Annotated in this window: 26 protein-coding genes and 1 tRNA gene; 16 read left to right on the top strand and 11 right to left on the bottom strand. The window is 56.7% G+C overall.

Annotated features, from left to right (window positions below; all coding sequences use genetic code 11):
• Positions 1 to 49: 49 nt before the first annotated feature.
• The 6 genes from ACR0DO_RS15225 to ACR0DO_RS15200 form a co-directional block, all read right to left on the bottom strand.
• Positions 50 to 862 (bottom strand): hypothetical protein, encoded by an 813-nt coding sequence (locus tag ACR0DO_RS15225; RefSeq protein WP_480559955.1) that lies wholly within the window; start codon positions 860 to 862, stop codon positions 50 to 52.
• A gap of 458 nt (positions 863 to 1,320) precedes the next feature.
• Positions 1,321 to 3,138 (bottom strand): translational GTPase TypA, encoded by a 1,818-nt coding sequence (gene typA / locus ACR0DO_RS15220; protein ID WP_480559953.1) that lies wholly within the window; start codon positions 3,136 to 3,138, stop codon positions 1,321 to 1,323.
• A gap of 76 nt (positions 3,139 to 3,214) precedes the next feature.
• Positions 3,215 to 3,550, bottom strand: a complete 336-nt coding sequence (locus ACR0DO_RS15215) for an SMR family transporter (protein ID WP_170442838.1) — start codon at positions 3,548 to 3,550, stop codon at positions 3,215 to 3,217.
• A 392-nt stretch (positions 3,551 to 3,942) separates the two neighbouring features.
• On the bottom strand, positions 3,943 to 5,100 hold the full coding sequence (locus tag ACR0DO_RS15210) for an HD domain-containing protein (RefSeq protein WP_480559951.1): 1,158 nt from the start codon (positions 5,098 to 5,100) through the stop codon (positions 3,943 to 3,945).
• Complete coding sequence (locus tag ACR0DO_RS15205; protein WP_170442834.1) at positions 5,097 to 5,342, bottom strand: hypothetical protein; 246 nt, start codon at positions 5,340 to 5,342, stop codon at positions 5,097 to 5,099. Before ACR0DO_RS15205 ends, ACR0DO_RS15210 begins: the two co-directional genes overlap by 4 nt.
• Positions 5,342 to 5,995, bottom strand: coding sequence for an alpha/beta hydrolase (locus ACR0DO_RS15200; protein ID WP_170442832.1), 654 nt, complete (start codon positions 5,993 to 5,995; stop codon positions 5,342 to 5,344). The genes ACR0DO_RS15205 and ACR0DO_RS15200 overlap by 1 nt, the downstream gene beginning before the upstream one ends.
• A 177-nt stretch (positions 5,996 to 6,172) precedes the next feature.
• On the opposite strand from ACR0DO_RS15200, the gene iscR reads away from it, so the two are divergent.
• From iscR to ACR0DO_RS15125, 15 genes are all read left to right on the top strand, one after another.
• Entirely contained in the window at positions 6,173 to 6,631 is a 459-nt protein-coding gene (iscR, locus tag ACR0DO_RS15195; protein WP_170442830.1) for a Fe-S cluster assembly transcriptional regulator IscR, read from the top strand.
• Positions 6,632 to 6,688: 57 nt separating this feature from the next.
• Positions 6,689 to 7,732, top strand: a complete 1,044-nt coding sequence (locus tag ACR0DO_RS15190; RefSeq protein WP_480559949.1) for a cysteine desulfurase family protein — start codon at positions 6,689 to 6,691, stop codon at positions 7,730 to 7,732.
• An 18-nt stretch (positions 7,733 to 7,750) separates the two neighbouring features.
• Positions 7,751 to 9,271 carry a Fe-S cluster assembly protein SufB gene (gene sufB / locus ACR0DO_RS15185; protein ID WP_170671516.1) on the top strand — a complete coding sequence of 507 codons (1,521 nt, stop codon included), beginning with the start codon at positions 7,751 to 7,753 and terminating at the stop codon, positions 9,269 to 9,271.
• The gene (locus ACR0DO_RS15180) at positions 9,271 to 9,474 is read left to right on the top strand and encodes a hypothetical protein (protein WP_170671514.1); all 204 of its coding nucleotides are present in this window, start codon (positions 9,271 to 9,273) and stop codon (positions 9,472 to 9,474) included. The genes sufB and ACR0DO_RS15180 overlap by 1 nt, the downstream gene beginning before the upstream one ends.
• Before the next feature lie 49 nt (positions 9,475 to 9,523).
• Positions 9,524 to 10,279, top strand: coding sequence for a Fe-S cluster assembly ATPase SufC (gene sufC / locus ACR0DO_RS15175; RefSeq protein WP_480559947.1), 756 nt, complete (start codon positions 9,524 to 9,526; stop codon positions 10,277 to 10,279).
• A complete protein-coding gene (gene sufD / locus ACR0DO_RS15170) occupies positions 10,279 to 11,559 on the top strand; it encodes a Fe-S cluster assembly protein SufD (RefSeq protein ID WP_480559945.1) in 1,281 nt (426 codons plus the stop codon). Before sufC ends, sufD begins: the two co-directional genes overlap by 1 nt.
• Complete coding sequence (locus tag ACR0DO_RS15165) at positions 11,559 to 12,044, top strand: YIP1 family protein (RefSeq protein WP_170442818.1); 486 nt, start codon at positions 11,559 to 11,561, stop codon at positions 12,042 to 12,044. The genes sufD and ACR0DO_RS15165 overlap by 1 nt, the downstream gene beginning before the upstream one ends.
• Positions 12,041 to 12,598, top strand: a complete 558-nt coding sequence (locus ACR0DO_RS15160) for a Yip1 family protein (protein WP_170442816.1) — start codon at positions 12,041 to 12,043, stop codon at positions 12,596 to 12,598. Before ACR0DO_RS15165 ends, ACR0DO_RS15160 begins: the two co-directional genes overlap by 4 nt.
• 12 nt (positions 12,599 to 12,610) lie before the next feature.
• Complete coding sequence (locus ACR0DO_RS15155) at positions 12,611 to 13,831, top strand: cysteine desulfurase (RefSeq protein ID WP_480559943.1); 1,221 nt, start codon at positions 12,611 to 12,613, stop codon at positions 13,829 to 13,831.
• 66 nt (positions 13,832 to 13,897) lie between these two features.
• Positions 13,898 to 13,974, top strand: a tRNA-Arg gene (locus ACR0DO_RS15150).
• Between the two features lie 250 nt (positions 13,975 to 14,224).
• Entirely contained in the window at positions 14,225 to 14,923 is a 699-nt protein-coding gene (locus ACR0DO_RS15145; RefSeq protein ID WP_480559941.1) for a hypothetical protein, read from the top strand.
• A 126-nt stretch (positions 14,924 to 15,049) separates the two neighbouring features.
• On the top strand, positions 15,050 to 15,406 hold the full coding sequence (locus ACR0DO_RS15140) for a plasmid mobilization protein (RefSeq protein ID WP_480559939.1): 357 nt from the start codon (positions 15,050 to 15,052) through the stop codon (positions 15,404 to 15,406).
• Positions 15,403 to 17,100 (top strand): relaxase family protein, encoded by a 1,698-nt coding sequence (locus ACR0DO_RS15135; RefSeq protein WP_480559937.1) that lies wholly within the window; start codon positions 15,403 to 15,405, stop codon positions 17,098 to 17,100. Before ACR0DO_RS15140 ends, ACR0DO_RS15135 begins: the two co-directional genes overlap by 4 nt.
• Before the next feature lie 223 nt (positions 17,101 to 17,323).
• Complete coding sequence (locus ACR0DO_RS15130) at positions 17,324 to 17,731, top strand: hypothetical protein (RefSeq protein ID WP_480559935.1); 408 nt, start codon at positions 17,324 to 17,326, stop codon at positions 17,729 to 17,731.
• A 70-nt stretch (positions 17,732 to 17,801) separates the two neighbouring features.
• Positions 17,802 to 20,003: a hypothetical protein gene (locus ACR0DO_RS15125; protein WP_480559933.1), complete on the top strand. Its 2,202-nt coding sequence runs from the start codon at positions 17,802 to 17,804 to the stop codon at positions 20,001 to 20,003.
• 288 nt (positions 20,004 to 20,291) lie between these two features.
• Here ACR0DO_RS15125 and ACR0DO_RS15120 read toward each other — a convergent pair whose 3' ends face one another.
• The 5 genes from ACR0DO_RS15120 to ACR0DO_RS15100 all read right to left on the bottom strand — a co-directional run bounded on the left by ACR0DO_RS15120 (position 20,292) and on the right by ACR0DO_RS15100 (position 23,703).
• A complete protein-coding gene (locus tag ACR0DO_RS15120) occupies positions 20,292 to 21,107 on the bottom strand; it encodes a metallophosphoesterase (RefSeq protein WP_480559931.1) in 816 nt (271 codons plus the stop codon).
• Between the two features lie 5 nt (positions 21,108 to 21,112).
• Positions 21,113 to 21,340, bottom strand: coding sequence for a hypothetical protein (locus tag ACR0DO_RS15115; RefSeq protein ID WP_480559929.1), 228 nt, complete (start codon positions 21,338 to 21,340; stop codon positions 21,113 to 21,115).
• Between the two features lies 1 nt (position 21,341).
• Positions 21,342 to 21,821, bottom strand: coding sequence for a metallophosphoesterase (locus ACR0DO_RS15110; RefSeq protein ID WP_480559927.1), 480 nt, complete (start codon positions 21,819 to 21,821; stop codon positions 21,342 to 21,344).
• A gap of 272 nt (positions 21,822 to 22,093) precedes the next feature.
• On the bottom strand, positions 22,094 to 22,939 hold the full coding sequence (locus ACR0DO_RS15105; RefSeq protein ID WP_480559925.1) for a hypothetical protein: 846 nt from the start codon (positions 22,937 to 22,939) through the stop codon (positions 22,094 to 22,096).
• Entirely contained in the window at positions 22,936 to 23,703 is a 768-nt protein-coding gene (locus ACR0DO_RS15100; protein WP_480559923.1) for an AAA family ATPase, read from the bottom strand. Before ACR0DO_RS15100 ends, ACR0DO_RS15105 begins: the two co-directional genes overlap by 4 nt.
• Before the next feature lie 75 nt (positions 23,704 to 23,778).
• On the opposite strand from ACR0DO_RS15100, the gene ACR0DO_RS15095 reads away from it, so the two are divergent.
• Positions 23,779 to 24,003, top strand: coding sequence for a helix-turn-helix domain-containing protein (locus ACR0DO_RS15095; RefSeq protein WP_480559921.1), 225 nt, complete (start codon positions 23,779 to 23,781; stop codon positions 24,001 to 24,003).
• Positions 24,004 to 24,036: the final 33 nt, after the last annotated feature.

The following is a 24,036-nucleotide window of genomic DNA, read 5'->3' as shown; positions in this document are numbered from 1 at the left end:
CCCGGCTGCGCCGCACATCGTTTTGCGACGCAAGCCTACAGTTTTTCATTTAGAAAACACCGCCACTGCCGGCACCACCGGAATTACCGCCGCCGTCACCGCCACCGGTGCCAGCACCGCCGGAATTGCCGCCGCTGCCACTGTCATTGCTGCCACCGTTGCCGTCGCCGGTGTTGCCGCTATCGCCGTTATTGCCGCCGTTGCCGTTACCGTCATTGCCACCGCTGCCGTTATTGCCGCCATTGCCGTTGCCGTCGTTGCCACCGCTGCCATTATTTCCGCCGTTGCCATCGCCGGTGTTGCCGCCATCGCCGTTATTGCCGCCGTTGCCGTTGCCGTCGTTGCCACCGCTGCCGTTATTGCCGCCGTTGCCATCGCCGGTGTTGCCGCCATCGCCGTTATTGCCGCCGTTGCCGTTGCCGTCGTTGCCACCGCTGCCGTTATTGCCGCCGTTGCCATCGCCGGTGTTACCGCCATCGCCGTTACTTCCGCCGTTGCCGTTGCCGTCGTTGCCACCGCCGCCGTTGTTACCGCCGTTGCCATCGCCGTTGTTGCCGCCGCCATCGTCGCCGCCGTCGTTGCCGTTGTCACCACCGTCGTCGCCGTTGTCACTACCGTCGTCGCCGTTGTCACCACCGTCGCTGCCGTTGTCACCACCGTCGTTGCCGTTGTCACCACCGTCGTTGCCGTTGTCACCACCGTCGTTGCTGAAGCCAGAGTCTTCACTCTCGCCATCGCGCGCAGATGCGGCTGTAGTGGCTGTTGGCAGGTCGGTCAGAACGGCTGCAAATGCCGGGCAGCTTTCCAATGTCCGCGCCAGGATATCTTCGAAATCAGCCCGCCGCTGAATGTAGCGTAACATCCGGGTATCAACGACCGTGCACGCACACAAGGTATCGGTCGACACCGATTGTCGAGCCGTTTTGATGTTACATCTTTCTGCTAGCGCCGCACTGGCTGTGATCAGTGGGAATGTCGCTGAAACAAATACAATAGACAATAGTCGAGACTTCACGCACATGGCGCCACTCCTTCAAAACTCGTTACACACTTTGCCGCACTAACTGCGGAGACACATAATTTGGTAATACTATCGTGCCACACTTATTCCTTGATTACATCCGTTTTTGGACACAATTTCAAGAGGAGCATGAGTGGAGCTGGATTCGGCGATACCCGTTAAAGTAGAAATTAACCAAAAAACAAAAAGTAAGCCCGCCAAGTTGGCGGGCTATCGGGAGCTTTATAGGCCCATCACGGATGCAAAACTGCCACTGTTGAAGCATTGTTTCACAATTGTGAACGATGGTGTTGTCAACCTTAGGCAGACTTTGCCATGCGTTTGCGCTCATGCGGATCCAGAAAGCGTTTGCGTAGGCGCACGGCGTTCGGAGTGACTTCGACCAGCTCGTCATCGTCAATATACGCGATGGCTTCCTCCAGCGAAAACTGAATATGCGGTGTCAGCCGGACCGCGTCGTCCGAACCGCTGGCGCGTACGTTGGTCAGCTTTTTGCCCTTGAGCGGGTTCACTTCCAGATCGTTGTCGCGCGAATGCTCGCCGATCACCATGCCCTGATAGACGTCCGTCTGGGGGCCAACGAACATGCGGCCGCGCTCTTCGAGGTTCCAAAGGGCGTAGGCGACGGCCTGACCATTCTCCATCGAGATCAGAACGCCCGCGCGACGGCCCGGAATCGGACCTTTGTGGGCCGCCCAGCCGTGGAACACGCGGTTCAGAACGCCGGTGCCGCGGGTGTCGGTCAGAAATTCGCCGTGATAGCCGATCAGTCCGCGTGAAGGCACATGCGCAATGATCCGAGTCTTGCCAGCACCGGCGGGGCGCATCTCGACCAGTTCGCCTTTGCGCGCACCGGTGACCTTTTCGATCACCGCGCCCGAGAATTCGTCGTCCACATCGATGGTAACCTCTTCGATGGGCTCCATACGCTGCCCGTCCTCGTCCCGGAACAGAACCTGCGGGCGCGAGATGCTGAGCTCAAACCCTTCACGTCGCATGTTCTCGATCAGAACGCCCATCTGCAGTTCACCACGTCCGGCAACCTCAAAGGCTTCGCCGCCGGGGGTGTCGGTAATGCGGATCGCGACGTTCGATTCGGCCTCTTTCATCAGGCGATCGCGGATCACGCGGGACTGCACCTTCTTGCCGTCACGACCGGCCAGGGGCGAGTCGTTGATGCCAAAGGTAACGGTGATGGTGGGCGGGTCGATGGGTTGGGCGGGCAGGGCCTCTTCGACCTGCGGCGCCACCAGCGAGTCAGCCACGGTGGCTTTGCTCATGCCTGCGATGGTGACGATGTCACCGGCCTCGGCCACGTCGATGGGCTGTTGGCCCAAGCCGCGGAAGGCCAGAATCTTGGAGGCGCGGAAGTTCTCGATCAGCGTACCGTCGCGCGACAGGGCCTTGAGGCCATCGCCAGCTTTCAGTGTTCCGCTTTCCACCCGACCGGTCAGGATGCGGCCGATGAACGGGTCGCTGCCCAGCGTGGTAGCCAGCATGCGGAAGGGTTCGTCTTTTTTGTCCGCCTGTTTCGGCGCGGGAACGTGGTCAACGACCAGGTCGAACAGGGCGCTCAGGTCCTTGCGGGGGCCATCCAGCTCCATGTCGGCCCAGCCTGAGCGGCCCGAGGCATACATGGCTGGAAAGTCCAGCTGGTCGTCGTCAGCGCCCAGGTTGGCGAACAGGTCGAAACACTCGTCCAGCGCGCGGTCGGGTTCGGCGTCGGGCTTGTCGACCTTGTTCAGCACTACGATCGGACGCAGGCCCAGTGCCAGCGCCTTGGAGGTCACGAACTTGGTCTGCGGCATCGGGCCTTCGGCGGCATCGACCAGTAGCACAACGCCGTCGACCATGCTGAGAATCCGTTCGACCTCACCGCCGAAATCGGCGTGGCCGGGCGTATCGACGATGTTGATGCGCGTGCCTTTCCACTCGACCGAGGTGGCCTTGGCAAGGATGGTGATCCCGCGCTCGCGTTCTAGATCGTTGCTGTCCATCGCACGCTCAGCGACGGCCTGATTTTCCCGGAACGCGCCGGATTGTTTGAGCAGCTCATCCACCAGGGTCGTCTTGCCGTGGTCCACGTGAGCGATGATTGCGATATTGCGCAGGTCCATGAGAGGTCAGCCTTTGAACGGGAAGTTGCCGCGCGCATAGCGCGGTTTGACCAAATAGGCCAGCCCTAACCGGTGATCAGTGGCCAGCGGTCTTGGAAAACAGGTGAATGATCAGAATTCCGGCCAGAATCATCGTAAGGCCAAGGACCGCCGGCCAGTCCAGCCGCTGTCCAAAGACGATAAAGCCGATGATCGCGATGAAAACGATGCCAAGGCCGGACCAGATCGCATAGACGATCCCGACGGGCATGAATTTCAGCGTCAGCCCCAGAAGATAGAAGGCAATACCATAGCTGACCACGACCAGAACGGACGGCCAGAGGCGGCTGAACTGATGGCTGGCCTGCAGGGCCGTCGTACCGATGGTCTCGGCGATGACCGCCAGAAACAGGATCAGATAAGCATGGGGCACGGTGGGGTTCTCGACAGAAGTTTTGCGAGGTTGAGCACGAAATCAGCCGGGCGGGCAAGAGAAATCTGGGCCCGATCACCCAACCAAAGACGCCGCATCAACCCGATCTGCCTGTCGTAAGGTCAGGATAACCAGACTGTCTTTGCGTGAAGCTCTGTGATATAAAGTCTCTGTTTTTAAAGGTTTTTGTTTTGTGAGTGTATTTTTATGACGAAATTCGCACGTTATATCGTCTTTGTTTCGGCGTTGATTGTGGCGCTTGGGTGGCTTGCTGGCGGGGGGTCCGTCGACAAAAACGCGGCCAAGTTTGTTGAACGGTTAGATAGTGATCAGGTTTAAGCGCCTGCCGAAACACGGGAAAAAGAGGCCTTTTGGGCCTCTTTTTCTTTTGCCTATGTATTGGCCGTTGCGGCGAAAAAGGCGGTAAGCTGCGGCTGAAGCCATGTCCACAGACCCGGCGCACCGCGCTGAATCGGAGTGCCGACCCGCTTTTCAATCTGGGCATAGGTGACATTGTAATCTGTCCATGATCCGCCACCCGTAGCCAGGTTGCCGACCGGGGCCTGAAAGCGATCTATGGCCTTGGCAAAGCGGGCGTCCGCGCTTTCGGCGGCTTCGAATTCGTACCACAAGGACGTAAAATCCGATTTCTGATCATCCGGCAGCAACCCGAACAGGCGTTCGGCGGCGGCCTGCTCCTCGGCCTCTTGCGCGGCGTGGTCGACCTGACCGTGGATGGGGTGGTCTCCGGCGTCGATCTCGACGATATCATGCAGCAACAGCATTTTCAGCGCGCGGTCGATCGAAACGCCGGGGGCCGCGTGTTCGGCCAGAATCCACGCATACAGCATGATATGCCAGGAATGTTCAGCCGAGTTTTCGAACCGTTCATCGCTGAGCAGGCGCGAGGCGCGGTAGACCGATTTCAACTGGTCGGTCTCGGCCAGAAAGGCAAGGCGGGTCGAGAAGCTGGTCTCAGTGGGCTGGCCGCCTTCCAGCAGGCTTTGGGCGGCGGCATGGGCCTCGGGGAATTCGGTCTTTAAATAAGCGGCACGCCCCCCGTTCAGATTGTCTTGCACGATAGCCCGGTGTTCGGGCTGTGGAGCGGGTGCGCAAAGAACCTGAAACATCGGTTGGCACCGATCCAAATACTTGGCGAACTTCGCATCCGGGCTCTGGTCGGCCTCGAACTCTTGCCAAAGGGCAAGACAGTCCGCAGCCTGATCGGCAGGCAACAGGCCGAATAACTCGGCTGCTGCAGCGTTTTCAAGCCGCTCAACGGCCTGCCAGTCGGTTTGCAGGTGAATCGGGTGGTCGCCGACGATGATCTCGACCAGATCATGCAGCAACAGCATTCGGATGACCCGATCGATATTGACGTCCGCACTGGCCAGCGGCTGCATCACCAGCGCCCACAGGGCCAATTGCCAGCTATGCTCGGCGGCGTTCTCTGGGCGGGACTGATCCAGAAGGAAGTTGGCGCGATCAACCGATTTCAGGCCGTCCGCGCGTTTCAGGAATTCGATTTGCGCGGACAGTCTTTCGGTCATTGTTTCTCGATCGCTTTAGTCTTGGCGCGGTGATCCGTCAGTTTCTTGATCACAAATTGGCGGGCCTTGCGTTCGGCCAACCGCACGCGGACTTCAGTCAGGAACGCCTCTTCCAAGGTCTGCGAGGACGCCCCCAAAAGGTCGCCCACTTCGACAAAAAAGCGGTCGTCCCCGGTTTCGTCCATCACTTTCATCGTGTCCTCGGCCAGTTTCGAGGCGAGGGTGGTGATGGTGTCGGACATCAGCGCGTGTTCTCTGTCAGGCGGCGTTTCACATAGTCGCTGACATCGGTGATCAGCGTGTCCATGTGACGATCCTGGAAAAAGTGGTCGGCGCCTTCCACCTCGTTATGAGTAATGGTGATGCCCTTTTGTTCGTGCAACTTGTTCACCAACGAGGTGGTGTCGGTCGGAGGCGCCACGCGGTCGGCCGAGCCGTTGATGATCAGGCCGGACGAGGGGCAGGGCGCCAGGAAAGAAAAGTCATACATGTTCGCAGGCGGAGAGACGCTGATAAAGCCGGTGATTTCCGGGCGGCGCATCAGCAGTTGCATTCCGATCCACGCGCCGAACGAGAAACCGGCAACCCAGCAGTGTTTCGAGTTGTTGTTCATCGACTGCAGGTAATCCAGCGCCGAGGCTGCATCGCTCAACTCGCCCACGCCTTGGTCATATTCGCCCTGGCTGCGGCCCACGCCGCGGAAGTTAAAGCGCAACACGGTGAAGCCCATGTTGTAGAACGCATAATGCAGGTTGTAGACGACCTTGTTGTTCATGGTCCCGCCGAATTGTGGGTGCGGGTGCAGCACGATGGCGATCGGTGCGTCTTTTTCCTTTTGCGGGTGGTAACGGCCTTCCAGGCGGCCTTCGGGTCCGGGAAAAATCACCTCGGGCATGTGTGCTTTGGTCCTGTCTTTTTCTTCTTGGTGCCGGGATATACTTGACGGTTATCGTCAGGCACCTTAGAACGGTTCTAATTGTGTTGCTTTGCGCAAGTTGCTGCCTGTCGGAGATACGCACTGGCGGCGGCGGCGTCAATGTTTTCGCGCGGTGCCTGCCAAGAGGAGTAGACAATGAAGCTTTCGACCAAGGGTCGTTACGCAATGGTTGCATTGGCCGATATTGCTACTCAGCCCCAAGATACCCTTGTGACATTGGGGGAAATCTCGGAACGGCAGGATATCTCGCTGCCCTATCTGGAACAGCTTTTTGTTAAACTACGCCGCGCTGATCTTGTGGCCTCGGTTCGTGGGCCTGGTGGCGGCTATCGTCTGGCGCGCCCCGCATCGGAAATTCGTGTGGTCGAGGTTCTGGCGGCCGTAGATGAAACGGTTGATGCGCTGCAAAAAGGCGCAGGGGCGTCCGGCGCGTCATCGGGAAGTCGGGCGCAATCGCTGACCAACCGGCTGTGGGAAAGCCTCAGCGCGCATGTTTATGTCTTCCTGCACCAGACTCGGTTGTCGGACGTGATCAAAAATGATCTGGCACCGTGCCCTGCGGTGCCCAGCCTGTTTGCCGTTGTCGATGAGTGACGTAATGCACCAAGTACCCGGCAGCCAGGGGTTTCGCGTTTGGGAAAAGGTGAATCCATGACTCGCGTTTATCTTGATTGCAACGCAACAACGCCTCTGCGACCTGAGGCGCGCGACGCGATGATTGCGGCGATGGAGCTGTGCGGTAACCCGTCTTCGGTCCATGCCGAGGGGCGCGCGGCCAAGGCAGTTGTCGAACGCGCGCGGGCGCAAATTGCAGCCGCTTTTGGGGCCGATGGGGCGGATATCGTGTTCACCTCAGGCTCGACCGAAGGGGCGGCGCTGGCGCTGGGTGGCCGGAAGCTGCACGGCTCGGCAATTGAGCATGATGCTGTAAGAGCTTGGATTTCCGAGGATTTATCTGTTGCGAAAACTGGTCAGGTTCAGGTGTCCGCGCCCGAAGTTTCGACCCTGCAACTGGCCAACTCGGAAACCGGGATCGTTCAGAAGCTACCCAAGGGATTGGCTGTGACCGATGCGACGCAGGCCTTTGGCAAGCTGCCGGTCGCGTTCAACTGGCTGGATACGCAGATGGCGTTGATTTCGGCCCATAAACTTGGCGGGCCAAAGGGTATTGGCGCTGTTGTGATGAAACGCGGCACGGACTTGCCGGCCCTAATCAAGGGCGGCGGTCAGGAAATGGGCCGTCGTTCGGGCACGGAAAACGTCATTGGAATCGCGGGGTTCGGGGCTGCAGCTGAGGCAGCGGCTCGGGATCTGGCCAATGGCGTTTGGGAGCAGGTCCAAGAATTTAGAAATATTCTAGAAAAGGCCCTTGAGGCTGGTTCTAAATCTACTATTTTTGTCGGGAAAGATCAGGATCGCCTGCCCAATACCTTGTGTTTCGCTACTCCCGGCTGGAAGGGCGAAACGCAGGTAATGCAGATGGACCTGGCGGGTTTTGCGGTGAGTGCGGGATCAGCCTGTTCCAGCGGCAAAGTCCGCGCCAGCGCGGTTCTTACGGCAATGGGTTATGACGAGGTCACAGCAGCCAGCGCGATACGCGTGTCGCTTGGCCCTTTGACCACGCAAGAAGATGTGCTGCGCTTCGCCGAAGCGTGGCTTGAAAAAGAGAAAAAGCATCGCGCGCGTGCCGCGTGATCTGACGGAGTGAAGGATATGGCCGCTTTGGACCAGACCCAGGTAAAAGAAGGTGTCGATCAGGAAACCGTGGATGCGGTGCGCGAGGTTGGCACCTATAAATACGGCTGGGATACCGATATCGAGATGGAATATGCGCCCAAGGGCGTGAACCCGGATATCGTCCGCCTGATCTCTGAGAAAAACGAAGAGCCCGAGTGGATGACCGAATGGCGCCTGTCGGCCTTTGAGCGCTGGACCAAGATGGAAGAGCCGACATGGGCGATGGTGCATTACCCGCCGATCGACTTTCAGGACCAGTATTACTATGCCCGCCCGAAATCGATGGAGGAGAAGCCGAAGTCGCTGGACGAAGTCGACCCCAAGCTTCTGGCCACTTACGAAAAGCTGGGTATCCCACTGAAAGAACAGATGATTCTGGCAGGCGTCGAAGGCGCCGAAGACATGCCCGCAGAAGGCCGCAAGGTTGCTGTGGACGCGGTGTTCGACTCGGTTTCCGTGGGTACGACCTTCAAGGACGAACTGGCAAAGCACGGTGTGATCTTCTGCTCGATCTCCGAGGCGATCAAGGATCACCCCGAGCTGGTGAAAAAGTACCTGGGTACGGTGGTTCCGGTGTCGGATAACTTCTACGCCACGCTGAACTCGGCCGTGTTCTCGGACGGGTCCTTCGTCTACATCCCGCCGGGTGTCCGCTGCCCGATGGAGCTGAGCACCTATTTCCGCATCAACGCGGAAAACACGGGTCAGTTCGAGCGTACCCTGATCATCGCCGACAAGGGCTCGTACGTGTCCTATTTGGAAGGCTGCACAGCACCCCAGCGTGACACGGCGCAGCTGCACGCGGCCGTGGTTGAGATCATCGTCGAGGAAGACGCCGAGGTGAAATACTCGACCGTTCAGAACTGGTTCCCAGGCGATGAGAACGGCAAGGGCGGCATCTACAACTTTGTGACCAAGCGCGCCGATTGCCGGGGGGATCGTTCCAAGGTGATGTGGACGCAGGTGGAGACCGGCTCGGCCGTGACCTGGAAATACCCGTCCTGTATCCTGCGCGGCAACGAAAGCCAGGGTGAGTTCTACTCGATCGCGATCACAAACAACATGCAGCAAGCCGACACCGGCACCAAGATGGTTCATCTGGGCAAGAACACCAAGTCGCGCATCGTGTCCAAGGGGATCAGCGCGGGCAAGGCACAGAACACCTATCGCGGTCTGGTCTCGATGCATCCGAAAGCCAAGGACAGCCGCAACTATACCCAGTGTGACAGCTTGCTGATCGGTGACAAATGCGGGGCGCACACGGTTCCGTATATCGAGGTCAAGAACAACTCATCGCGCGTGGAACATGAGGCGACGACATCCAAGGTGGATGACGATCAGCTGTTCTACTGCCGTCAGCGCGGCATGGACGAGGAAGAGGCCGTGGCGCTGGTCGTCAACGGGTTCTGCAAGGATGTGCTGCAGGCGCTGCCGATGGAGTTCGCCATGGAAGCGCAGCAACTGGTGGCAATCTCGCTGGAAGGCTCTGTCGGTTGATGGCGCGGACACCCCGGAAAGGCATCCAAAGGGATGATGTGCTGACCTGGCTTGGATATGCACTGCCGGTTTTGGGCGGCCTGCTTGGGGTGGCCTACGTCAACATCTTCTACATGGACTTCATCAACCCGGTCTGGGCGGTCGGCATCGGGGCAATCCTTGGGTGGGTTGCCGCACGTCTGATCCGCAAAGTGCTGGGATAGGAATTTATCGGGGCCGGGGCGCCCCTTGCGATATGCAAAAGGACAAAACATGCTGGAAATCAAGAACCTGCACGTACAACTTGAAGAAGAAGACAAGCAGATCCTGAAAGGTGTGGACCTGACGGTTGAGGCTGGCAAGGTGCACGCGATCATGGGGCCGAACGGCTCGGGCAAGTCGACGCTCAGCTATGTGCTGTCGGGTCGGGATGGTTATGAGGTCACCGAAGGTTCGGCCACTCTGGACGGTCAAGACCTGCTGGAAATGGAGCCGGAAGAGCGCGCCGCCGCAGGCGTCTTTCTGGCGTTCCAATACCCGGTCGAAATTCCGGGCGTCGGCAACATGACCTTCCTGCGGACCGCCGTGAATGCGCAGCGCAAAGCGCGCGGGCAAGAGGAACTGTCCGCCGCTGAATTCCTGAAAGTGGTGCGCGAAAAAGCTAAATCGCTGAAAATCGACGCGGACATGCTCAAGCGTCCGGTCAATGTCGGTTTCTCGGGCGGTGAGAAAAAGCGCAACGAAATCCTGCAGATGGCCATGCTTGAGCCGAAGATGTGCATCCTGGACGAGACCGACTCGGGCCTCGACGTGGATGCGATGAAACTGGTGTCCGAAGGCGTCAATGCGCTGCGCGACGAGGGCCGGGGCTTCCTGGTGATTACCCACTATCAGCGCCTGCTGGACCACATCAAACCCGACGTCGTCCACATCATGGCGGATGGTCGTATCGTGAAATCCGGCGGCCCCGAACTGGCGCTGGAGGTTGAACATAACGGTTACGCCGACATTCTGGCCGAGGTGAACTGATGGCTTTGCCGCAAGCAAAACAGACCGCTACCGAGGAACGGTTGGCCGCGCTGACCATGCCCGATGCCGGATGCACGCGTGCCGCGCGTGAAGATGCTCTGGCGCGTGTGTTGGAGATGGGCCTGCCCGGACGGCGCGACGAGTATTGGAAATACACGCGCCCCGACACTCTGATTTCGCCGGAAGCACCACATGCCGCGCTGTTCCACTCGGATGAGGCGATATTGTTCGGCGAGATCGACCGGTTGAAAATCGTCTTCATCGACGGTGTGTTCAGTGTCGAAGAGTCAGATGATCTGGAGCTGGAAGGCGTCAATATCGAGCGGATCGAGGATATCTGCTGCAAGGATATTCACTGGGCCAAGGAACTGTACGGCGTTCTTGAGGCGCGCGGGCAATCGCCGGTTCAACGGCCTCTGGCAGCGCTGAACACGGCCTTTGCAGAAGATGGCGTTGCGATTCACGTCACCGGCAAACCGTCCAAGCCGATCAGCCTGATCTATCGCCATGCGTCGGAATCGTCGGATGCTATGCTGCATCACATTGTCCGTGTCGAAAGCGGGGCCGAGGTTACGATTCTGGAAAACGGTCCGGCGGCGTCACGTTTCAACAAGTGCATGGAGATCGACATCGCCGACAATGGCACGCTGCATCACGTGCGTGCGCAGGGTCGCGATCACGAACGCCGGGCGATGACCCATATGTTCACCCGTCTGGGCAGTGAATCGACCTACAAGTCGTTCACCCTGACCGCAAATGGCGTTCTGACCCGCAATGAACAGGTTGTCGAACTGACCGGTGACGATGCGGTGGCCCATGTGGCGGGCGCCTGTGTTGGCGACGGTGATTTTCACCATGACGATACCGTCTTCATCACCCACGACGCGGTGAATTGTGAAAGCCGCCAAGTGTTCAAGAAGGTTCTGCGCAACGGTGCGACCGGCGTATTCCAGGGCAAGATTCTTGTGAAGGAAGGCGCACAGAAAACCGACGGGTATCAGATCAGCCAATCACTGTTGTTGGACGACGACAGCCAATTCCTCGCCAAGCCCGAACTTGAGATTTATGCCGATGACGTTGCGTGTTCGCACGGGTCGACCTCGGGCGCGATTGACGAGACTGCCCTGTTCTACCTGCGCTCGCGCGGGGTTCCGGTCAAGGATGCCACCAACATGCTGACGCTGGCCTTTCTGGCCGAGGCGGTGGACGAGATTGAAGACAGCGAGCTGGCCGATGCGATCGTGACCCGTTTGGAAGGCTGGCTGGCGCGGCGCAGCTGATGCCTGTCACATCGGATATCGTGGCCACGTACCGGGGGCCGGGGCGTGTGGTGCGCCGGCTTCTGGATTTGGGTGAGCGTGAGGACAGGGCGCTGATCTTTGTCATGGGGTTCTGCGTGGTGGCCTTTATCGCGCAGCTTCCCAGCCTCGCCCGCCGCGCGCATCTCGAAGGGCTTGAGCTGAACATGCTGATGGGCGGCGCCTTGCTGGGCACCGTCATCATCCTGCCGCTGTTCTTCTACGCGCTGGCTTTTGTGTCTTATGGCGCTGCCCGTTTGGTCGGAGGTCGCGGAACAGCTTACGGAGCCCGTCTTGCGTTGTTCTGGGCGCTGCTGTCATCGACCCCTCTGGTTCTGTTGAATGGTCTGGTCGCTGGGTTCATCGGACCGGGTCCGGCATTGACTCTGGTCGGCTTGATCTGGCTCGGGGTGTTTTTCTGGTTCTGGCTAGCCGGTCTCAGACAAGCGCAAAGGCAGGCAGAATGAATGTTGTGAATCTTGCTGTTCAAACCGTGATCAATCCGGCCGTGGTCGCCCGGCAGTTGCTGGATATCCGCCTCGGACGCGAAGTTCTTTGGTTGGCGTTTTTCCTGGCTGTTGTTCTGAGTTGCCTGGTGCAGGTCGGGATGCTTCAGTTTCTGCCACTCCAAGAGGGGGAGCTGGCGCCAGTATCAGAGTCAGTTGCTCTTTACCTGATACGTTCGGCTGCCTTTTTACTTCTCAGCATTCTGGCGTTTTTGTTTGCGGGGCGCTTACTTGGCGGCGTGGCGACGTTTAATGGCATCATGACACTGATTGTCTGGCTGCAATACCTTCAGATCGTTGCGATGCTCATCACTCTCGTTCTGGCGATGGTCCTTCCTTTCTTGATGCTGATGTTTTCGCTCGCAACATTTGTTCTGAGCCTTTACGTCACGCTCCATTTCCTGAATGAAGCCCATAAATTCGGATCGCTCTGGAAATCCTTCGGGGTCATTTTGCTGGCTGGTGTGGTTGCAGTGCCCTTTGTCCTCGCATTGATGCCCAACGCTCCGGTATAGGGAAAGAAGACCATGTATGACGTACAAAAAATCCGCGCAGACTTTCCGATCCTGTCGCGCGAGGTGAACGGCAAGCCGCTGACCTATCTGGATAACGGGGCTTCGGCGCAAAAGCCTCAGGTCGTCATCGATGCGGTGACGCGGGCTTATGCCGAGGAATACTCGAACGTTCACCGTGGTCTGCATTTCCTGTCGAACCTGGCGACTGAGAAATACGAGGCTGTCCGCGGTACCATCGCCCGCTTTCTGGGCGCGGCGGATGAGGATGAGATCGTCCTGAACTCGGGCACAACCGAGGGGATCAATCTGGTTGCTTACGGTTGGGCGATGCCCCGCCTGCAGGCGGGGGATGAGATCGTCCTTAGCGTCATGGAGCATCACGCCAATATCGTCCCCTGGCATTTCCTGCGCGAACGTCAGGGGGTTGTCCTGAAATGGGTCGATGTGGATGCCGAAGGCGGTCTGGACCCGCAGGCCGTGATCGACGCGATTGGGCCCAAGACCAAGTTGGTCGCCGTGACACAGTGTTCGAATGTTCTGGGCACCGTGGTTGATGTAAAGGCCATCACTCAAGGCGCCCACGCCAAGGGTGTTCCGGTGCTGGTCGACGGCAGCCAGGGCGCTGTGCATATGCCGGTCAACGTGCAGGATATTGGCTGCGATTTCTACGCCATCACTGGGCACAAGCTGTACGGCCCCTCCGGCTCGGGCGCGATCTATATCAAATCGGAACGCATGGCCGAGATGCGCCCCTTTATCGGCGGCGGCGACATGATCAAAGAGGTCAGCAAGGATCAGGTGATCTATAACGACCCGCCGATGAAGTTCGAGGCCGGAACCCCCGGTATTGTTCAGACCATCGGTCTGGGCGTGGCGCTGGACTACATGATGGATCTGGGGATGCAGAACATCGCCGCGCATGAGGCCGGGATTCGCGACTATGCCATGCAGCGCCTGACCGGCCTGAACTGGGTGCAGGTGCAGGGCACCCGTGCCGACAAGGCGGCCATCTTCAGCTTTACGCTGGACGGGGCAGGGCATGCGCATGACGTGTCGACGATTCTGGACAAGAAAGGCGTCGCCGTGCGTGCAGGCCACCATTGTGCCGGACCGTTGATGGATTTCTACGGTGTGACCGCAACCTGCCGCGCCAGCTTTGGTCTGTATAACACCCAGGACGAGGTCGACACGCTGATCGATGCGCTGGAACTGGCGCATGATCTGTTCGCCTGAAACCTGACCGATCCGCGCAGATTTGCAGTTGCACCCGGATCGGAACAAGGTTAGCTAACGCCCAAGGCACCTGTAGCTCAGCTGGATAGAGCGCTGCCCTCCGAAGGCAGAGGCCAGAGGTTCGAATCCTCTCAGGTGCGCCAATATTTTCAAACAGTTACTAATAGCGCATCGGATTCTATTTCTGAAAAGTTCCGGATTTTCTCCGGATTCGGCCCATTTTCATGGAGCTATTTGCTAAGTCAGAGTAATTTGGTGGCATAGGTTCTATTGGCCAGACAAAAGAAAAACCGCCGTTTGGGCTGGCACCCACAACGACGGCATTCAAAGTTCTTGTGCACGAAATTCTTACCATGATCCGGTTGCAGCTTCAATGCGTATTGGAGCTGTCGGATGAGCAATCTCAATCCTTATGGCTCAATCAAGCCAGATAGCTACCGTTTCGCAACTTACATCGACGTTCTCAGATCTAAATGGATCGAAGCAGGGGTGCGCCCACAACGCATTAACGGGGCTTTGGCCTTTCTACGTGAACTTGAACGCCTGAGGCTTTGCTTCTCCAAGAGCATAGACGCCGCATTCGTCAGCAAGAAAGTCTCAAACTCCTATCTTGCAAAGCTGATGGGATACAAGACTTGTCGGCAAGTGCAAAAACTTCGCCAATGGCTCGAAGAACAAGGTGTTCTTATTGTGAAGCGAAAGAAGGCTAATGGCTTTATGAATGAGTGGAACAGCTACCTCTTCGCGGACTTCAAAGTGTGGTTCATCCAGAGTTTTCAACAGCCAGATTGTAAAACTGGACACCCTAAAGGAGATAGTGATTATAAATCACTATATGGGCTTAAGCCCAAATCTAGAATCTGTTTTCCGAACGAAAAGTTGACCACTTGGGCCCCTGCAGCGCGGTTTTGGCGATTGCTTGCATTGGAGGTCGCCAATAGTCCACCGTGTTTGTCTAAGCTTTCCGAACGGTTCAGACTTAACCTGAGAAAACATCAAGTTCCTCTTGATGATCCAAGCATAATCAGACGTTGGAAAAGCTTTGTGAAGCGCGCTGTCGAGTTTCAAGCCGGAGCAGGGGCGGTGGTGTAATGTGGGGCTCTTGCTGCAGAGCAAGGTTACGCATGTGGCTACGCGACATGCACCTTGGAAGGGAATGGGCAGACCCTTTCCCCTTCACCCCAAGCCCGGCGCGCAAGCGCGCTGAAGGTGGCTGTCATGGCTAAATGTGGACACTCGAAACGCACTAAACGTCAGCTTGTCTTGCGTGTCAGATGTAGCGAGGAGGAGCGCGATAGCTGGCTTCACAAGGCGCGCGCCGAGGAACGCTCACTTTCTGACTACGCCCGCCATCTGCTGTCCAGCGAACCCTTGCGACGTCGGGCGCGTCCCCCCGAAGTCGACCCGGTTCTCTTGGCAGCGGTCGGGCGGGTGGGCAGCAATCTCAACCAGATTTCCCGTGCGCTGAACACTGACCGTATGGCTGGTCGTACCTTAGATCTGATCGCAATTCGGACGTTGTTGGTGACACTTGATCGTCAGCTTGCTGACATCATCGCGGAGCATTCCCGATGATGGTGCGTTTCTTTGATCATGGCGACGGATCAGGTGCAGCAGCGGTGGAGTACCTTCTAGCTGAAGAGGTCGCGGCCTATACCGAAGATCGTAGGCGTTTGCTCGATCAAACCGTCAAGCGCCAGGTGTTGCCCGAGGTGATCGCCGGTGATTCCGACCTGACACGCCATCTGATCGACAGCAACACCCGCAAATGGAGGTACACGTCCGGCGTGGTGGCGTTCCATGTGGATGATGATCCCTCCGACGGTCAGCAGACGGCCGTCATGCAGGATTTTGAAAAGGCCGCATTCGCAGGATTGGAAGGAGATCAAGCAAATATCCTTTGGGTCCGCCATCAGCATATGGGCAATGTCGAGCTGCACTTCCTGATCCCGCGCATCGAGCTGCATGGCAACCGCTCGTTCAATCCCGCTCCACCCGGATCAGAAACCTACTTCAACGCCTTCCGAGACTACTGGAATGCGCGCGAAGGCTGGATCAGCCCAGAAGAGCCTGGACGCAAACGGATGGTCAAACCGGTGTTTGACCTCGATGACCGGAAACAGATCAAAGAAGCCATCCAGACCTTGATCGCACAGAAAATCGAAGCGGGTGATATCCGCAACCACACTGATGTTCGCGCTGCCCTGGCCGAATTGGATGACTTCGAATTAAAACCCCTGACAGCAAAACAGCTCGAAAAACGCCATAAGGCTGACGCCATTGAAGCCAAGGGCGGCAAGCCCAGACGACGCGACACCCGGATCATCATGCGGATCGCGGGCACGTCAGGCAGCCAGCACACATTCCGACTGGAGGATCGCATATTCCATGAAGACTGGACCGCAGATGAATACTTTGCTGCAAAACCTGCAAGCGAAGGTCGAGAGCCAATCCCAGGCGACCGAAGAGCAGACGAAGCAGACGTTACACGACTTCGAACGGCATTTGACGCAAGCGTTGAACGCCGCGCAGCGAAAAATCGCGCAAGATTTGGAAAGCCTCGAAAAGCTGAGCGCCCAAATCCACAAGCGGACAGCGGCGCAAATCGAGGATCAGGCCGAGAAGATACGGGAGGCTATGAGCGATCTGGACGCGAACCGGATCGAATGGCGGACAGTCACATGGAAGACGATGCTGCCAACCTATCTGGCGGGGGTCTTGCTGACCTCCTGGATTCTCTTAATGGCCGTGCAATTGACGTTTCCAAAGCCGGAAGCGACATCCCCGCAAATCAACCTGGCGACATTCGGACTGGAGGGAACGAGAGTATCCCGTGGACTTGGCGGCTTGGGACGAGTTCTGAGCCTTCCGCAGGGCGTCGAACTCACCGATTGTCCGGTTCCAAATCGAGGCGGCGGCACGATCTGCATCGAAACACGGGTGACGAGGTAAACCATGAGCCATCCCAAACTGACGCCCTTCGAGACCGCATTGTTGCGCGCTGTCGAAGAACTGAACACCACCTTCGAAACTGGTTTGAAGAACGCCAGCGCCTCACCGACCGACTTCGCGAATTTGAGGCGCGAATTCGGTCAGTTCGCAGACGAGTTGGAGGCGCGCTTGAACGAATTACAGAAGCAACAAGACGAATTGCGGCAGATTTTGGGGAGTGGATGAGCAATCGTCTTGGCCAGCAAACTCAGAAACTGGAAAAAAGGCCAAAGAACACGGTCGCATCTGCCCGTGTTTCATCAGGCCCTGGATTGTGACTGAATTTGTTGAGCATCGCATCTGAAGTGAAAACAGCTGGCATTTGTGCCCTGGCAGAGAACGACGGGAATAAGCCCAAAGTTACCGATACTGCGCCGCGCACTAACGTCCGCTGTAGGTAAGGTGGACCAAATGTGGCACGGACGACAATTTTAGCCGTCTCGCGTGCTCATCAATTTTGTGCTATGCTCTCAGCGAACCCATTTCGTGGGGCGACATTTTATGCGTACTTTATTAGACCTTTACTTTTGTAAGCTCCGCTTTTCTTTCTGCGCAGCCATAGCTGGAGTCTGGTGTGCCTCCTCGGCAATTTCCGAAGAAGCACAGATCAAAATAGCACAACCGGGCCAAAACATCACTCTGTGGGATGGATGGAATGTCGACGCCACGATCTTCTTAAAACTGGACGGCGGTACTGGGGACGATTGCATCAAGCTATGGTGGATTAACATGGGCATTAATTCCGACTCATGGGAGGTTTGTAATCAAGCAGAGATAGAAGTCAGCCTTCCGCTAATCTACGGAGAATTGCGGGCGGGTCACTTTAGTCGACAAACCGCTGTGTCAGTCAGCGACAACGCTGCAGTGGCGTATCAAGCGGAACTCTGCGGACGCATCATAGAATGCTAACCATCTTTGACGCATTTCGCTATGTCAGTTTCGGCTTATCGGCGCAAACTAACCGAAGAAGGGAAATCTTATGATTAAGCGTCTGTTCTTTAGCGGTTTAGTTGCCACTGGCCTATTGGCTGCCGCCGCAGGGGGTGGCTATTCGATGGGCTTCTTGGGCTTTGGAAGAGCCGCCGAAGAAATCGTGCTCAAAGACCATTGGGCATTACGCTGGCAGGCCCTCGATGTTGCAACCCGGTCGCAAGACCTCGCCGACGACCAGTGGTCAGCAATGATCGGTATTAACGGGTCCGCTATGGAAGCTCTTTTCAAGGGCATAGAAGGCTCAGAGCTAACTTACACAGCAGATGGCCTGCTCAAAGGCGTTACGATCTCGCTGGACTCTGTAAGTGTCAGCCCGTCTCTTGGAGCACTAGATGCATCGGTGGCGTTGACTGCCCGCAAGGGAAATTTGGCGCTCGGATTAACACTGGAGGGCTCAATCCTTGTTACCGGCATTGTGAATACTGAACGCGAAGTCAATACAAGTGAAGGCGTCCGATTTGATCCCGTCAGTGAAATCAGCTTCCGAATAGAGCCGACTCGAATTGCGCCCGCTGTAGGCGCAGCAAACCTAGAACGCGCCGCGCGCCGGTTTTGGTCTGATACCTTTCCTGGTCTCGTAAGCACTATACTTTCCGACGACCTTTTCACCGTGCGTTCCGATCTACCACGGCAAGTAACGCTAGGTATGGGTGTAGATGAGATCGAAACACTAGTAATAGACCAAGAACGGAACGCGAGCGCGACATATCAAAAGCGCTTACCACAAAGCGAAATCAGAATATCACTTAACTATGGCGCTCCGATTTACGCTGGAGATGCTGTTTGGTTCGTCGCTCGCGAAGTGAAAGATATCATTCCTGACGTGGTTGCAAGTCAACCCCCAGAAGGCGATTCCGCGCATCTCGAGAAGGAAGCTCGAAATCTCGACGCCGCTCTGAAGGAAAGGCTTAGTTCCTTCGTTATCGGCCTAGGAGAAGAACGTAGCGCGAGTACAGCCTTGGTGCTGGACACTGCCATTCTCCAGACTCTGGAACAGAACATCAACTCTTTGGACGATGCGAACCGCCGTCTACACGTAAGACTTCAGAGCCGAACTGGTCGCCTCGCCGAAGACAAGTGGCATGACAATATCTTGGGTGAAGGAGGCGTGTATGCCGAAATCGGCTGCCCCGACTGCGCAGAATTATTCGCTCATCTTCACGCCGTGGAATTTGACGCTGATGGGACTAAAATTGATTTTTCTGCGAATGTCGAAGCAACGGCTTGGGTTAACGTTGCAGCGCATATCGATCCATTAATCGGCGGTGGAGCTGGAACAAATGTAAAGATCGAGGGCGGATCGCGTGGCCCGCAAACCATCTCCGCAGTGCTTCATCCAGAGATAATCGAAAGCAATGGTGGTCATAAAGTTGCGGTTATTGGATGGCAACCAGGGTGTGAGCGCCTTGACATCACAGCAACCACCGACGGTCGCATTAAATTTGATTTTGGCTGGGCTACTGCCCCACGCGTAGGGGCACGCATGAAGTTAGTGGCTGGTCCGTCAATGATAGAACCGGTTGTTGTGTTAGAGACAATGCCAAATTTATTCTCTTATCCTGCTCCTACGCCACTTGGGGAAACGGGATCGGCCTCAAAGTGGACGATGTCGCATCCAAACCTTGCAAGTATTGTTGCGATTGAACCGAGCACCTTTGAAATCAAAAGCAACATTCTGCAAGTTGCGGCAGTGTTTACGGTTAACCATTATGAAGACAGCACATCCACCAATGAGGAAAGGGATACTGCTCTCGAAACGCTTAAAAAAAATTTCGTTGATAAGCGAGAAGGAGCGGCTGAAGCCACTCAGGCCCTTCTTGAGGAACATCAACGGGCAAGTAGGTGCACGGCAGACAGCACTGAGGTGAGCGTCTTGATCGGCGATGTCGAAATTGGACCAAACAACGAAGTTGTAAAATTCCTGACCAACGGTTGGAACGACATCGTGAACGGGCCGGGGCCGAACAATGAGATCGTCAAATTCTTGAATGATCTTGGTGAGACTTTCCATATTCCAGATGCGGTTACTGCTGGACTAATGCCTGATCCGAATCCTGTTCCAGACATTACGATCAAAGACAACGGAGGAGTCAAAGTCGAGACTCCGGGTGGGTCTGTCGAAACTCACGGTGACCACGGTGGCCTTGGGGTTACGATTGAAACGCCTTTCGGGGGCGTCAAGTTTTGAACGAAAACGTTTGGCCGCGATCGCCGACGTGGCGCTCACCACAGAAACTTCTGTTCTCACGACTTCTTCAGTCACGAGACGGCTTCTGATCGAAAAGGATTGCCAGCCAGTCCCCACTGTCCGGATGGTTGACCAGCATATCTGTAGCGTCTTTCTCGTAGTGAATTGTTCGATCAGCCGAACGTCGTGCAGATCGCGCACCTAACGTTAACGGCAGCTGTTTTGAACCCAGATGTCAACACCGGCAGGCGTCGCTAGGCACAACGGGCAATCCGATGGTTAAGAACGTCAACTATCCGTACCAACATTAACTACGTAGCTTGGATCAAATCCGGTTACTTCCCCCGGATACCCACGCTGGTTCATGACAAACCGGATCGGGCCATGATCGCCTGCGCCGGTCCAATTCTCACCTTCATGCGAATGACCGCAGATCCAGGTGTGGATGTTGTGGCCCTTGATGTCGTCCCAAAGATCGCAGGCGAAGCCATTGTTCATAGCTCTCTTTTGATTGCCACCGATGGTGCGCCAGAGGACGATGAGCTGTCGCACTGGTAAGTGATGGGTCATGACGATTGTGGTGCCATCATGTGGTGCGCTCAAAGCCTCGAATATCGCAGCCTTATCCTGGCAGTGGCGTTCCACCATGTCATCAACAGTAAACCGTGTGTTCTGTGAAGTGCGGATCGCGCGATAATCCTGCATGTAGGCAGAGAGGGTCATCCGGGCGAGATACTCGAAAGGCGGATAGAGCTTCAGGTCGGTCCAGAGCGTTGCGCCGACGATCCGGACGCCTGCAACTTCGGTCGCTGCGCCATGTAGCACGCGAATATCGAGCCCTTCCGCGCGCAACTCTTCAAGCTGGCGCACCTCATCTGCCATTAGCTCAGACCAGATCGATCCATAGGGCTCATGATTGCCCCAAATCACGATGACAGGGCAGCTGTATTTCCGGGCAGCCCGCGCAGGAATATCCAGATGCCGCCCCATCGTATGGGTGTCGCCCGCAATGAGAACCCCGTCCACCGGCGCGGGCAGGTCGGGAAGATCAAAGCATTCCCAGAATTCATCGTGCAGATCGCTCCAGATCAGAAACCGTGCCATCGTTCTTACTTTCGCATGAATTCTGGAAAGCGCCTTGGGTCGATCCACTGCTTGCCATCTTTGGGTGCGCCCCATGGGTTGCCAAATTGCTTATCGGCTGGGGCATCATCAAATTCCAGGTCACATGCACTGAGCGCTCGCCTGGCCCGCTTGTGCTCGGCCTTCTTGAAGGCTTTGTCACTCGCGGCAGTGGTCATCCCACAGATGGGCGTCTTGCGATAGGATCGGGACATCTCAGAATTCCCTCGCATTATGCTCAACATCGGCCCAGTGCTTGTTCTGGGGCAGCGATTTGGCGCGACGTGCGAGATCCTCAAACCGCACGGGCATGTAATCCCAAACATCAACGCCTGCGTTGACGCTGTTGCTTGAGCCTTTCCAGTTCTTGTGCACATGGCCAAAGATCTGTAGCGCTCCGCGCCGGGCGCGATTCCAGGTGATCATGGGATAGTGACACAGGGTGTGCATCTGGTTGTCGGGGCCATCTTTGACCTCTGCCATGTGAGAGATGCTGTCCCACGGCAGTGCTAAGGTTGACTCCAAATCGTGGTTGCCGACAATCAGGTGCTTCTCCGCGCCCGGCAGCTTAGCAAACAGTTTGGTCAGCCATTCGCGATCTTTTGCCTTCTGGCCGAAAGCAAAGTCACCAACGATCCACAGGGCATCTTTGGGGCCAACCATGGCCCAAAGGTTCTGCATCAGAACTGCGTCCATGTGGTTCGCTGAACGAAATGGGCGGTCACAGAACTTGATGATGTTCTCATGCCCGAAATGGGTGTCAGCCGTATACAAATTAGTCATGTCTTTAACTCCGTCATGCCCGATAGCGGCGGCGTCAGAGACAGTGCGGGGATGGGGGATCATCGCGTGGCGAACAGCTCGAAGCCGCCCGCCATTTTGCGGGCGCTAAATAAGGGTGATATGTGCGCGTACTGTGATCATGTGGTGTTCATAGCGGCTTTGTGCCCGCCTGGCTATCCGGGAAATCACAGATCCATGTCCGAGGCTTCAACCTCCTCGCCGGTCAGCGCGTCTACAATCTGTCGATCCAGCTCTTCCGTGTGCATCCGGCCAAGCTCGAAATCCTCCAAGGAGAAGGTGATGGAGGTCATGCCGGGTTCACCACGGTAGCTGACTTTGAAAGTGGCGATGCAGCCCGGTTTGATCAGCTTGTCGCGCGGGTGCTCAAACCGGTACTCGACGGTGTTGCGATAATGCTGGGCCGAGCCGCACAGTTCATACTCAGAAATGAGCTTACCGCCCGAGCTTGTCGTTTCCTCACGTTTTATTGGCCCAAGCGCATCGAGGTCGGGAATGAAGCCCTCCGTGCTCCAGGCATAGGTCAGCACCATGTCGCGCCCGTTGATCTCGACGCGGGAGGGTGGCCCGTAGGTCTCCTCGATCTGGGCTTTCAGTTCCAGCGGTTCGGGCAATGCGTCACTCGGCTGGCGAATGCTGCGATAGATCGCCATAGGACGCTGTTCCATCACATCTGAGGACAGGCGCGCGGTCATCTGATCTTGGGGCGCTTTGGCGAGGCGCCCATTGATGCCGACATCGCCGATCCGGGAGAACAATTGATAGGTGAACTCAAACACTGCGCCATCCGGGGATTGTATCCGCAGAACTTCGCTCTCGCTTGTTGGGGCAGCGTCGCTGCGTTCTGCGTACACGGCGAGAACGTCATCCAGTGCGTCGCCGGGTTGCAGGCCGAGGATTTCATAGGGGTATGGGCGCTCAGCGGGTGCCGACATAGTGGTCAGGGTATCTTCAGCCAAACCAGCAGAGGCAAACGAAATGCCAAGACCAAGCGCGATTGAAAAGCGGATCATGCAACAGACTTTCTTATGTAGGAAAAGGGGGAGGTATCGCCCTCAAAGGCTTCAAGGCGCAGGCCTTTCAGGGCCCACTGAACCTCAATGGTCAGAGCAAGCACTTCGGACAAAGCGACTTGCGCCTCGCGATAGCGAGCGTATCCCGGTTGGCCGGACTTGCAGGCCAGCATGGAGGTGAAATGCGCGACATCGCCATGTAGGATCTGTTCCGCCAGTGCTTCGGAGACAGGGAGATCTGAATGGAACACGGGAAGCGTGCCAAACGCCGCGCGTATCTCAGCAGCTTTTGCCGCACCGTGACGATGGCCGGTGATCAGGCCAATGATGTGTTCGGGGCAATCAAACTGTTCACTGATGCTTTGTGATGAAAAGCGCGCCTCTATCGAACCTGTAGCGGGCACGACAATCAGATCAGCCTTCGCAAGTGCCATCGACAGGGCGTCTTCAGGATAGGCTTGCGTATCGATCAAGGCGATATCAAAGCCGCGCGTTGCGGCAGCAGCCAGAGCATCTTCCACGCGCTCGTCGGTCGCGCATTCAGCCAGTTCCAGTTGATGCGGGCGAAACCGGCAGGCCTCCATTGCCGCTATCCATGTCTGTAGTGTGGAAGGCTCCTGACATTTGGGACCCCGGCAGGTCTGGCTGGTGCAATCCATCACCATCACACGCTGGCCCAAAGCCAGAAATCCTGACGCCAACGCCATAACTGCCGTCGTCCGCCCGGACCCGCCCTTAGCTGCATGAATGGTGATGGTGTGCATAACGCATGTCCTTGTTTACCAATTACATATTATAGTTGATAACATTAAAGTATGTAATCCACAATCGTCCTGCGCATGGATATGCGCAAATTAGTTGGACAGAACTTTGCCCGTCTTCGAAGGGAAAAGGGACTGACTCAAGAACAAATCGAAGAACGCTCAGGTTTTAGTCAGCAATACTTGAGCGGTTTGGAGCGCGGAAAGCGCAACCCTACAGTGATTACTCTTTACGAACTGGCCCAGGCTCTGGGTGTTAGTCACATCGACCTTGTCGAACCATATGATCCAAACGCTAACTGAATAGTGAAGCCGGTGGAACTCTGCTTTGTGTTC

Source organism: Ruegeria sp. AM9, from assembly GCF_056540565.1.
This window is presented reverse-complemented; position numbering and strand designations above follow the sequence as displayed.